General features: G+C 38.1%; 9 protein-coding genes. 6 read left to right on the top strand and 3 right to left on the bottom strand.

Translation table 11 applies throughout. The features are described from left to right. Positions 1-15: 15 nt before the first annotated feature. Entirely contained in the window at positions 16-1005 is a 990-nt protein-coding gene (locus B154_RS0101220) for a glycosyltransferase (RefSeq protein ID WP_018611197.1), read from the bottom strand. A 187-nt stretch (positions 1006-1192) separates the two neighbouring features. Continuing rightward, a complete protein-coding gene (locus B154_RS0101215; RefSeq protein ID WP_018611196.1) occupies positions 1193-2308 on the bottom strand; it encodes a glycosyltransferase family 9 protein in 1116 nt (371 codons plus the stop codon). Between the two features lie 327 nt (positions 2309-2635). Here B154_RS0101215 and B154_RS0101205 point away from each other — a divergent pair, with 327 nt between their 5' ends. From B154_RS0101205 to B154_RS27360, 3 genes are all read left to right on the top strand, one after another. After that, entirely contained in the window at positions 2636-3343 is a 708-nt protein-coding gene (locus tag B154_RS0101205) for an HAD family hydrolase (protein ID WP_018611194.1), read from the top strand. A 64-nt stretch (positions 3344-3407) separates the two neighbouring features. Further along, positions 3408-3863: a YbhB/YbcL family Raf kinase inhibitor-like protein gene (locus B154_RS0101200; RefSeq protein WP_018611193.1), complete on the top strand. Its 456-nt coding sequence runs from the start codon at positions 3408-3410 to the stop codon at positions 3861-3863. A 136-nt stretch (positions 3864-3999) separates the two neighbouring features. Then, positions 4000-5091, top strand: a complete 1092-nt coding sequence (locus tag B154_RS27360; protein WP_018611192.1) for a glycosyltransferase family 9 protein — start codon at positions 4000-4002, stop codon at positions 5089-5091. A gap of 14 nt (positions 5092-5105) precedes the next feature. On the opposite strand, the gene B154_RS0101190 is transcribed toward B154_RS27360, so the two are convergent. Continuing rightward, a complete protein-coding gene (locus tag B154_RS0101190) occupies positions 5106-6416 on the bottom strand; it encodes an NAD(P)/FAD-dependent oxidoreductase (protein WP_018611191.1) in 1311 nt (436 codons plus the stop codon). 633 nt (positions 6417-7049) lie between these two features. On the opposite strand from B154_RS0101190, the gene B154_RS0101180 reads away from it, so the two are divergent. The 3 genes from B154_RS0101180 (at position 7050) to B154_RS0101170 (ending at position 13100) form a co-directional block, all read left to right on the top strand. After that, a complete protein-coding gene (locus B154_RS0101180) occupies positions 7050-8228 on the top strand; it encodes an efflux RND transporter periplasmic adaptor subunit (protein WP_018611188.1) in 1179 nt (392 codons plus the stop codon). 228 nt (positions 8229-8456) lie between these two features. Then, entirely contained in the window at positions 8457-11636 is a 3180-nt protein-coding gene (locus B154_RS0101175) for an efflux RND transporter permease subunit (RefSeq protein ID WP_026259884.1), read from the top strand. A 72-nt stretch (positions 11637-11708) separates the two neighbouring features. Continuing rightward, complete coding sequence (locus tag B154_RS0101170; protein WP_018611185.1) at positions 11709-13100, top strand: efflux transporter outer membrane subunit; 1392 nt, start codon at positions 11709-11711, stop codon at positions 13098-13100. Positions 13101-13133 lie beyond the last annotated feature (33 nt).

Raw genomic sequence — 13133 nt, 5'->3', positions numbered from 1 at the left:
TCAAAAAATGATGTTTTATATAGTTACTGACATTTTACTTTTCATTGCAGAACCCTCAATCATTGCTTCAAAAGTATTCAACCAATCAGTTTTAAACCTTTCTATATTAAATCTTTCATTTGCAGTTTCCTGTGCACCTTTTCCTAACTCAAAAGCTTTGTCTTTGTCGTCTAAAAGCATTTGCATTTTTTCTATCAAAAAATCTACATCAGTATGTACGTATCCTGAATAACCATTTTTAATTGTCACTGCCATTTCTGTGGTTGCAAGACCTACAATAGGCACTCCTGTCATCATCGCTTCACATACAGAAAGTCCAAGACTTGTGTACCTTATGGAATTGAAGAAGAAACGGTATTTAGCAATAAAAGAAGAAAGTTGCCTGTTATTAATCTCTCCAAGTCCTCCGGCATCTTCAGAAAACATTCCAACAATATCTAACGGAATGTGCTTTCGTACTTTTTCAAATACGTCATATCCCAATCTTCTGCCTCTTTTTACAATGCCGTTAATCACTACAATTCCCTTATTCAGTTCCCCGGTATACTGTACATTCTTATCAACCATCACACCATGATCAATCACTTTAGAAGGCGTACTATTATTGTTCCACATCAGGTTATTGAAATGTGTTACATGCACAAGCAACATATCGGCGTCGTCTACCACATGCTTTGTATCTGTGGGCACCTCTCTTGGTGGGTCATGCTCAAGGTATATCTTAGGCAATGCTCTTTGTTCTTCAGACAAAATTGCATACTGGTCTTCAAGATAGTTCTTTTTCGATTGAAAAAGTATACAATCAAACTCTATGTTTTTTACATCTTCTGCGGGTACATCTACTACATTATCTCCCCAAGGAAAGCTGGGTGTCCTGCCACCATACCCTTCTTCAGTGCTGTTCTTCTTTGGCAAATAAAATATACAGGGCGTTTGTGTAAGATAATAGAGGTAACTGCCGTGAATGTGCCAGGTTAATATTCGTAATGGTTTATTTATTTTCATTCCTTCCTGTTTATTTAATGCCTTAATTAAGTTTTTAAAATAAGTTCAAAAGCAATTTTTAGATGCTACTCAGAAACCAGAATGGCCTATCAGTTGCGTCGGTCGTACCAATTCTGATACTAGGCAATGCTACTATTAAGCTATCTATCTGCAAATAATATTTATCCTTTTATTGTGAATATATTTTTCATTCCACCTTGTTAGTGCTCTTATGATACTCATTAATTGTTAAGCTGTCTAATGCCTCTAGCACCTGCTCTACGGTAATATCACGAACAAAAGAAATTTTGTGATCACAAGTCTCGCTATGAGGTTCAAATGGATAAGGATCATTTGGAACAATGCCACAAAGAGGGCAAGCCATATTCCATGAAATTAGCGGACGATGAATAGCTCGTGTTAACGGTCCCCAGTTTATAAGATTAGGAGCCCAGTAAAAGCCAATTGTAGGAACATTAACTGCGCGGCCAAGGTGTAAAGGACCTGTGTCTGCAGAAATCATCACAGACGCTTTTGAAAGCAAAGCTGCAAGCCCACCTAAGCTAAAATTTCCACAAGCGTTAATTGCTGAGAAGTTCATGTTATTTATAACTCGTTCAACTGCATCCCGGTCTTCTACAGCCCCTGTAAAAACAATTTCAAAGTTTCTTTTCTTTAATTCATCTGCCAGCTCTGCATAATTTTCTATTGGCCACATTCGCCTTACATCAACCGCTACCGGGTGTAATACGATAAAAGGTTTATTTAATGCAAGCACAAATTCTTCGATTTCTTCTTTATCCTCTCTAAACACTTTTATCTCCGGTTCCAAATCAATTGTCTTGGCGCCAATAAGTTTTGCAACTTCAAGAAACCGGATAACTTCACTCTGAGAATAATAATAATCTAAAGAAAAATCCAGTTTTTCTGATTTTTCACAAGTAAGACCTACAGTTGTTTTTGCTTTAAATTTTTTAATAAAAGGATTTGCCGAAATGCCATTTCCCTGCAAATTGATAACGATATCAAATTGCTCCTTCTGCATTTGTATCAGAAAATCATTTACCTCATTTTCATCTTCACCTTTATGTGACTCGGTTCTGATGCCTTTTTTTATGGGTACAATAATAACACGATCAACAGGAGTGCGGCCAGGAACTAAAAACTGTTTATGCCAAGGTTTTCCCAAAAGAACAATTTCAGCATCGGGATACGCTGACCGGATAGCTTTTAGTGCCGGAAGAGTAACTATAAAATCACCGAGGGCATTTGCTCTAAGCACACCAATCTTACGTACATTTTCCAAATGCCGGGTTAATGACATATCTATTTCCTGTTATTTTTTAAAGGGTTAGTTTAAAACATTCCATTTAAGAAAATAATTGTGCCTTGTTTTTCATGCTCTTTGTTTTTCTCTTAAAAGTAAAGTGCCATTAAAAAAAGAGGAATGGGTAAATTGTTTCACACTTTTGTTTAGCAATTTGTTTATATTTTTTCTGTAACTCTGTTTTTTGCCGACCAATTCTAACCCGTTTTTTTGTTTGACTTCTTTATTCTGAAATTTTAATAAAAAAAGCATTATTTCGCGCCTTAAAAACATGGCTGAATTTTTTAACCATGCTCAATTTTTTTAAGGTACAATTTCAATAAAATGAAGGAACATAAACAATCCGCTACTGTAACTGATGCTGCCGAACTTCCTTATAAGGGAGTAATCTTTGATATGGATGGAACTTTAATTATAAGTACAGAAGCAGATTATTTAGCGTGGGAAAAAGTCTTTAATAATTATGGTAAAAAACTCACTTATGAAGATTACCAGCCAATACTAGGGGTCAGAAGCGCTGATGTAATTAAAAATCATTTAGGCATAAGTGGTGAAGAAGATGTAAAAAGAATATTAAAAGAGAAGTTTGATTATTTTGTTGACATTATCACTGCCAACCCCATAAAACCGGTGCACGCGGCCGAAACTTTTCTAAAAAGCCTGGCGAATTACCCGGTAAAAGTTGCCCTTGCCACCAGTTCCAGAAAAGAAAAAATGGAAATGGTTTTAAAGCAATTAAATTTTTTGCAATATTTTGATGTTTTAGTTACAGGGGACGAAGTGAAAAACAGCAAACCTGCCCCAGACATATTTTTAAAAGCAGCCGATAGACTTGGACTTGCTCCGAATGATTGTTTCGTTGTTGAAGACGGACCAATTGGAGTGGCAGCAGCAAAAAATGCGAAAATGAAATGTGTAGCTATTACAGAAACACATGAAGCTGATAAATTGCAACAGGCAGACATTGTTATCGATTCATATGCAGATGCAGACTTTATAGAAATTTCTCGCAGACTTGCCTCATTGCCTTAATTTATGATAACCTAATATTCCCGTTTTTAGTAAATAAATTTTAAAAAAATTCAAAAGAGTAAAAATGATAATCAGAAGCATATTTAGCAATGGAGAAGAAATTCCTAAACAATATACTTGTCTTGGACCAAATGTCAGTCCGCCGCTATTTTTTGACGAAATACCTGCAGAAGCAAAAAGTCTCGTATTGATTTTTGAAGATGTAGATGCAATTCCCATTTGGACACATTGGATGTTGTTTAATATACCACCTACAACAACTGAAATAAAAGAAGGATCTATACCTGAAGGTGCAATGGAGGGATTGGCAAATAACCACAGCTTTGGTTATGAGGGTCCTTGCCCTAAATATTTCGAAGGCATTCATCACTACTGGTATCGTGTGTATGCGCTTGACACTGTTTTAGACTTGCCTGCTGAGACGGAAAGAGAACAGGTTGAAGAAATGATGGAGGAACATGTAATTGCAAAAGCTTATCTTTTGGGCCTGTGTAATTCAAATTCTGAGGTTGTAAAATAGTAGTTGGATTCAATAAATTACCTATAATTTTAAAAATATCTTAAACGGTTTTTTTTATATATCTTACCAACTGGTTTTTAAGCACAGACCAGCATTAGATCAATTTTGACAAACAGTATTTTGATTTAGTTGTAGTATGATAAAAAAAATCGTGGTATTAAGAGCTAATGCTCTTGGAGACTTTATTTTCTGTTTACCTGCATTGCAAGCCCTTCGTGAGACTTTTGCGGAAGCTGAGATTGTTCTTTTGGGAAGGGCGTGGCACCAGGAGTATCTTCAAGACAGACCCGGTCCTGTTGACCGGGTCGTGGTCGTTCCTTCATATCCGGGAATAAGTGAGAGAGAAGGTTATGTGCGGGATGAAAGAGAGTTATCTGAATTTTTTACAAAAATGGAGGCAGAGCAATTTGATATTGCTTTTCAAATGCATGGTGGAGGAAGAAATTCAAATCCATTTTTACTAAGACTTGCAGCAAAGTTAACCGTTGGACTTAAGACGCCTGACGCGACCGCACTCGATATCAGTATCCCCTATATTTATTACTTCAACGAGACTTTGCGTTATTTAGAAGTTGTTGGCAGGGTAGGCGCAAAAACAAAAGATATAGAACCACAAATTGTTGTCACCGCTAAAGATATAGCGGAGGCAAAAAGCATTGTAAATAATTTTGATTGTAAACCCGTTGCCATCATTCATCCTGGTGCAAGTGATATAAAAAGACGCTGGCCTGGAAAAAAATTTGCAGCAATAGCTGATTTTCTTGTAGAACTTGGTTACCATGTTTGTATTACCGGCCTGACATGGGAGAGAGAGATTGTAGATGCTGTCATTACTAACGTAATCTCCAAAGATTCTGTTCAAGATTTATCTGGTAAATTATCTTTAGGTGGAACTTCAGGTCTTTTATCTTTTTCGGATATAATTATATCAAATGATACAGGACCTCTGCATTTAGCAAGGGCATTACGAATACCAACAGTCGGTATATTTTGGTTTGCCAATGTAATCACTGCTTCAGCTATGACAACTACCCTACACCGCAATCTGCTTTCATTTGCTATGAGTTGCCCTTTGTGTGGAACATCTTCATTAAAATTTCATGAACACCCAAGTTTATGCACTCATAATACTTCCTTAGTTTCAGAAATTACGGTAGATGATGTGAAAAACTCGATAAGCGAACTGATCGATGTAAAAAGAACACATTTGTTATCGGCCTTTATGTAAGCGGCAAATTTATTTTATTTGGCATCTGGAACTAATACAGTGGGAGTCTTTGCATCTTCAGTGTGTTTGCTTGCCGGCCTTATTATCATTCTTAGGGACTGATCTTTGGTCAAGAATGCAGCTACCCAGTTATACAATGTTCTAAGTTGGTTTCGGTAATTAATTAACGAAACCAGGTGAATGAAAAGCCACATAAACCATGCAATAAAGCCGGTAAAATGCAATTCAGGCTTTGGCAGATCAGCTACAGCTTTAGTGGTTCCGATAATTGCCATAGAACCTTTATCGGTATAAACAAAGGGAACAAGTGATTCATTTCTTTCTGTTCGTAGAAAGTTTTTAGCTAGGTTTTTACCTTGTTGAATTGCAACCTGCGCAACCTGTGGATGACCATTTGGAAAGTTTTTATCAGTTGTCTGAAAACAAGTATCACCAATCGCAAAAATATTTGTTGTTCCGGCTACTTTATTAAATTCATCAACCAGTAATCTTTTCCCTCTTCCATAACTTGTTGCGGGAATACCTTCAAATACAGTTGCTGTCACTCCCGCTGCCCATATAAGTATCTTAGTTTGTATAGTTTCACCGTCTGCGAAAATAACTGTGTCATTTACATAATCCTTTACCTGTTTATTCAATTTTACATTTACTCCCAATTTAACCAATGTATCGAAAGTGTATTTTTGTGCTTTTTCGCTCATTGGTGCAAGTACTTTTGGTCCGCCATCCACCAGGTAAATCGCTCCTTTATAACCTGCCAACTCAGGATAATCTTTCCTGAAAATGTTTTTTCTCATTTCTGACAGCATGCCTGCAATTTCAACCCCTGTAGGTCCACCGCCCGCAATTACAATTGTTGTTAGTTTTTTCTTTTCTATTTCATCTGTTTCTATAGTGGCTTCTTCCATTTTTAGTAAAAGAAAGTTTCGCATGTTTGTTGCATCATTCAGAGTTTTCATGGGAGTGCCATACTTCTTAATATTCTCTATTCCAAAATAATTCGACTCCGTTCCTGTTGCAATAACAAGGTAATCGTAGCTTAACTCTCCCGTAGTTAATATAACTTTATTTGCTTCAGGAACTATCTTTTGCAACTCACCAAGTCTGAAGTTAACATTGTCATATTTTTGAAACAGCTTCCTAAAAGGATAACTAATATTAGAAACTTCAAGAAAACCAGTGGCAACCTGGTAAAGAAGAGGAGGAAAAAAATTGTAATTATTTCTATCGACCAATATCACATGAAATCCATCTTTTTTAGCTAATTGCAGAGCCACATTAATTCCGGCAAACCCTCCGCCTATAATTACAATAGTTTTTTTCATAGTCTTAAAAATTAGAGGAAAAAATTAAACATTTTTTCCTGAATGAGATTTTGTCACCCATTGGAAAGCAAAAAGTAATAGCTTTTAAAATGAATTGTTTACTTTCTTTAATTCATATGCAAATAAATTGCCTTCCTCTTTTTGGGATATTAAATATTTAAAGTAAAATTTTAATGCCTGATATATCGCGACACCTAATTTTATTTTTTCTATAGATATTTAGTTTTTTAGCAACTGAATTAGAATAATCAGAACAGTTTTTATAAATCTTATACTGCGAGATGCTGAATGTTAACTGAAATTGTTTATAAAAGTTATTATTATTCAATAAGTATTATTATTCCTTTAACCTCTGTTTCGCCCCATAATTTAAATTTTCGTTTACCTTTGCCTGCTAATTTTTTCTAAATGCTGCAAGTATTATAGATTGAAAAAGTACAATAGCTTCTTTAAAGATTTTACCATTTGGTATTTGTTTTAAAAACTTATGAGAGATGTAAGACAAATGGCACCCACGTGCGCTGAAATTGATATTTACTTTTCTTACTCGTTTTTAAAAAATCTTTTTTACTGCCTGCCTCAAAAACGTGAATCAAAAATTTATAAAAACTTCGAATCAACTGTAGAGACATTATGAGTAAAAGATTACAACTTTTATCTGAATTATTATTATCGGTATTGTTGATTGTCTCGTGCAATAGCAATAAAGATCCAAAAGCAGGCGCAACCGGAGCTGTTCCTAATGAAATTAAGGATTACCCCGTTGTCACTATCACTCCACGCACCACCATATTAAATTCTGATTATCCAGCAACAATACAGGGACAGCAAAATATTGAAATACGTCCGAAAATAGATGGTTATGTAGAAAAGATGTACGTAGATGAAGGCGCAACAGTGCGAAAAGGCCAGCTTCTTTTTCGAATCAGCGCTCCTCAATATGAGCAGAATGTCCGGACAGCGGAGGCAAATATTAAAATAGCGCGGGCTGAGGTAGACGCTGCTCAAATGCAGGTAAACAAAGTACGTCCGTTAGTTGAAAAAGACATTATCAGTCATTTTGAACTTGAATCTGCCGAATATACACTGGAAGCTAAGCAGGCAGCACTGGCACAGGCACGAGCTACATTAGCTAATGCAAGAACAAACTTAGGCTATACCTCTATCACCAGCCCGGTAAACGGTGTTGTTGGAACCATTCCTTATAAAATAGGTAGTCTTGTAAGCAGTAATACTGCACAACCGCTTACTACAGTATCAAATATTGGAAATATTTATGCTTATTTTTCTATCAACGAAAAACAGGCCCTTAATTTTTCAAAAAATACAAAAGGTGCAACGGTACAGGAAAGGCTTAAAACCATTCCCCCGGTTTCGCTTATTCTTTCTAATGGAACAGAATTTCCTCAAAAAGGAAAAATTGAAACTGCCAGTGGTTTGATTAATACCGAAACAGGTTCTGTAAGTGTAAGGGCTACTTTTCCTAATCCCGGTAATATTGTTCGAAGCGGTAGTAGCGGAATAGTGAGAATTCCTCGTACGGTTGATTCTGCGCTTCTTGTACCTCAAAAAGCAACATACGAAGTACAAGGTAAAAAGTTTGTATACGTAGTGGAAAGCACCGGCACAGTAAGAAGTACAGAGATAAAAGTAATGGAAAGCAGTAATGGTCAATATTTTGTTGTGGAGGAAGGCTTACATCCAAATGAAAAAGTGATATTGGAAGGTGTAGCGGGTTTGAAAGATGGAGCGCCCGTAAAACCAAGAGATGTAAATGCTGACAGTGTATATCAGCAAATGGCCCGATTGTAGAGAGAAGAAGGAGTGAAAGTTGTAACTTACAAGATGTTGACACAGAAGCAAATACTGCATGAAAATAAGCTGATTTTTGGTACAAGCATTCTTGCAAAGTTTAGACATCGTTGTGTCACTCACTTCAACTTTATTATCCCTATTCATCCAACACAACCCTATTCTTTCGAAGTTTAATTTTTGCCTTTCGGTTCATTTCATTATTATCAGTTCAATAGTAAATATATTATGCTTAAGCGATTTATAGAACGGCCGGTACTATCAACAGTGATATCGGTCATCATCGTTATATTGGGTGTACTGGGACTAACTTCCCTTCCAATATCACAATATCCTGACATTGCTCCGCCAACGGTACAAGTTTCAGCTTCATACCAGGGAGCCAATGCCGACGTAGTTCTTAATAGCGTTATTGTTCCTTTGGAGGAACAGATTAATGGAGTGGAAAATATGACTTATATGACTTCCACTGCCGGAAATGATGGCACCGCTAACATCACTGTCAATTTCAAATTAGGTACTAACCCAGACCTTGCAGCCGTTAACGTACAAAACAGGGTAACCCGCGCAACAAGTCTTTTACCCGCTGAAGTTACCCGTGCAGGTGTGACTACCGTTAAACGTCAAAGCAGTAATCTTGTTATATTTTCTCTTTACAGCGATGTTCCGGCTTATGACCAGACTTTTCTTCAAAACTATGCGACTATTAACCTTATACCTCAGATAAAACGTATATCAGGTGTAGGAGATGCAACTGTTTTCGGACAAATGGAATATTCGATGCGCATCTGGCTAAAGCCTGATGTAATGGCAAGTTATGGCCTGGTACCTTCTGATATAAGTGCGGCCCTGGCAGAACAAAACGTCGAGGCGGCGCCGGGACAATTTGGTGAGCAGGGAGAGCAATCCTTCCAATATGTCATTAAATATCGCGGCCGGCTAAAAAATGCATCGGAGTTTGGTGATATTGTTATCCGTTCCGCAGGCAACGGACAGTTATTGAGGCTAAAAGATATTGCCAGAATAGAATTAGGCGCTTTAAGTTACTCAAGTACTACAAAAACAAATGGAAAACAATCGATAGGCGTGGCAATAGCCCAGACTGCCGGTTCAAATGCCCGGGAGGTTATTGAAGGAACTTTGAAAGTTCTGGATGATGCTTCAAAGTCTTTTCCTGCCGGAGTTCATTATGTTAACCTAATCAATATAAATGACTTCTTGAATGCATCTATTGAAAAGGTTATTCATACTTTGATTGAAGCTTTCATATTAGTGTTTATTGTTGTGTTCGTATTTCTTCAGGATTTCCGTTCTACCCTTATTCCTGCTATCGCAGTACCCGTTGCAATTATAGGTACATTCTTCTTTCTTGACGTATTTGGTTTTACCATCAATTTGCTTACTCTGTTTGCATTGGTGCTAGCCATAGGTATAGTGGTAGATGATGCAATTGTGGTAGTGGAAGCTGTTCATGCTAAGCTCGACCACGGGTATAAATCTGCCCGAAAGGCCACCATAGATGCGATGAGTGAAATTTCCGGTGCAATCGTTTCCATCACCCTCGTAATGGCAGCAGTGTTTATTCCGGTAAGTTTTATCACAGGTTCTGCAGGCGTTTTTTACAAGCAGTTTGGTCTCACCCTTGCTATAGCTATCATTCTGTCTGCCGTTAACGCACTTACGCTTAGTCCTGCGCTTTGTGCCATATTTTTAAAACCGCATGTAGAAGAGCATAAAAAGAAAAATTTCATAAAACGTTTTTATACTGCCTTCAATACTGCATTTGACGCTACTACTAATAAGTACAGAAAGTCTGTATCCTTTCTTGCAAACAGAAAGTGGATTGCTTTACTGGGAATAGCAATATTTGGAGGCGTTTTCTATTTTTTAATGAAAACGACGCCGACAGGTTTTGTACCTAACGAAGATATGGGAACGGTTATGTCTGATATCAGCTTACCACCGGGTGCCTCTATGGAACGTACTGATGAAGTAACAAAAGAAATAGGAGCAATAGCTGCAACAATTCCCGAGGTTGAAAATATCCTGCGAATTTCAGGAAGAGGTATGCTTAGTGGAACGGGAAGTAATTACGGTATGGTAATAATGCGTTTGAAAAACTGGAAGGAACGTGAGGGTAAAGGGGAAGATGTACAGTCGATAATAGGAAAAATGTTTGCCAAAACAGCCGGAATACGCGATGCGCGTGTAGTATTTTTTGCTCCACCTACCATCCAGGGTTTTGGAGCAACCGGAGGGTTTGAGTTTCAGTTACAGGACAAAAGTGGTGGTGATATAACAACCTTTTCTAAAGTCAGCACCGATTTTTTAGGAGCTTTAAATAAACGCCCTGAGGTACAATTTGCTTCTACTTCATTTAATCCAAATTTTCCGCAATACCAGATTAATGTAAATGTAGCAAGGGTAAAAGAAGCGGGCTTAACAGTAAATGATGTTTTAAGTACAATGCAAGGTTATTATGGAGGTGTTTATGCATCAAATTTCAACCAGTTTGGTAAGCAGTACAGAGTCATGTACCAGGCCGAGCCTGCTTTTAGGGCTAATCCTCAAGGCATAAATAACATTTATGTAAGAAATGCAAACGGAACAATGGCTCCCATTAGCGAATTTATATCCCTTGACAGGGTCTACGGTCCGCAGTCAATTTCACGATTTAATCTTTTTACCTCCATAAGCGTCAATGGTTCGCCAAAACCTGGCTATAGTTCGGGGGATGCAATCAAGGCGGTCAGGGAAGTTGCAGCACAGACTTTGCCAGCAGGTTATGGATACGAGTTTTCAGGTATTACAAGAGAAGAGCTTTCAGCCGGTGGACAAACCGTCTTTATCTTCACACTGGTTCTAATATTTGTTTACTTCCTGTTATGTGCTCAATATGAAAGCTATATACTGCCTTTTGCGGTATTGCTGTCGTTACCAATAGGACTTTGCGGTGCATTTATTTTTGCATCATTGTTTGGTATTAATAATAATATTTATCTCCAGATTACGCTGATAATGCTCGTAGGACTTCTTGCCAAAAATGCGATATTGATAGTGGAGTTTGCTGTTGAAAGAAGGCGACAAGGAATGCCTATTGTACAAGCAGCAACAGAAGGAGCCCAGGCAAGATTGCGTCCTATTTTAATGACTTCATTTGCCTTCATTCTTGGATTGGTGCCGTTAATGACAGCGTCAGGTGCGGGAGCAACAGGAAACCGGTCTATAGGTACCGGGGCTGTGGGTGGAATGCTGATAGGGACAATTTTTGGCGTGTTCGTTATACCGGTACTGTTTATTATTTTTCAAACCTTGCAGGAAAAGATCAGTGGTCCCCCTAAAGAGCCCCTGACTGAAGAAGATGAAAACGAACAGGTGACAAATCGCAGGTTGGTACCGTCTACGTAAAATTTATATAATCCTTCCGTTTCAGCTTGCTACAAAAAAAGACATAAAAATAAGACCTACAGCAAATAAAATATGAACAAACAAGTTATCACCTACCTGATGATATTTTTATTGTCAGCCTTGATTATATCATCTTGTAAAGTGACACAAACCTATCAACCACCTGCATTGTCGACTGCGGGGCTTTTTCGCGACTCTTCCTCATCAGATACGAGTAATATAGCGAACCTACATTGGAATGACGTGTTTACCGATACTGCATTACAAACCCTGATAGCAGAAGGAATTAGTAGAAATTTCAATCTGCAAATCGCCTATAACCGTATACAGCAGGCAGAAGCCTATTATGCACAAAGCCGGGCAGCATTTTATCCGACGCTTAATGCTAATGCACAGGTAACAGAATCAAAGCTTTCGGCAGTTCAGGGTTTTGGAATAAGAAACTCATCTACACAATATCAATTAGGATTAAGTTCAAGCTGGGAGGCAAATATTTGGGGCAGGCTCAGTAGTGCAAAGAGAGCGGGCTTAGCTTCTTTGCTGCAAAGCCAGTCTGCATCAAGGGCAGTGCAAACAGGATTGATTGCATCTATTGCCAATTACTATTATTCATTGCTTGCGCTGGATAAGCAACTTGGTATAACACAACAAACAGTACAAAACTGGGATACGACTGTAACTACAATGAGAGCGCTAAAAGAAGCTGCAGTTGTAACAGGTGCCGCTGTGGTACAAAGTGAGGCGAGCCGGTACGCGGCAGAAGTGACGATACCTGATCTAAAGCAAAATATAAGAGAAATAGAAAATGCCTTAAGTATTTTATTGGGAAGGCCGCCTGGAATTATAAACCGCAGCAACATTGATGACCAGACGCCTGTAGTATTGCTGCAAACTGGCGTGCCTGCACAATTGCTAAGTAACAGACCTGATGTGCAGGAGGCAGAATATAACTTCAGGTATTCCTTTGAACAAACAAATATTGCCCGAACTTATTTCTATCCGTCATTAATGATTACTGGTGCCGGGGGATTGTCGAGTTTATCGCTGGGCAAGTTTTTTAATTCTGGTTCTGTCTTTGGTAGTATTGCTGCAGGCCTTACGCAACCTATTTTTAATGCGCGAGCTAACAGGACAAGATTGGAAGTTGCGCGCGTACAACAGCAGGAAGCTTTATTTAGTTTTCAAAATACATTACTTACTGCCGGCCAGGAAGTTTCGGATGCAATGTCATTGTACCAGACCGCAATGGATAAAATGATGGTAAGGACCAAACAGTTAAATGCATTGCAAAAATCAGTAGAATATAGCCGGGAACTGTTACGATATGGTTCTGCAAATTACATTGAAGTAATCCAGGCAAGACAAAGCTTGCTGGGGGCTGAACTAAGTCGGGTGAACGACCATTTGCAGCAATTGCAGGCAATCGTTAACTTATACAGGGCTTTAGGCGGCGGATGGAAGTAGGAATTTCTTTAGAAATTTAGAATACGTGAAATT

Source organism: Segetibacter koreensis DSM 18137, from assembly GCF_000374045.1.
Lineage (GTDB): Bacteria > Bacteroidota > Bacteroidia > Chitinophagales > Chitinophagaceae > Segetibacter > Segetibacter koreensis.
This window is presented reverse-complemented; position numbering and strand designations above follow the sequence as displayed.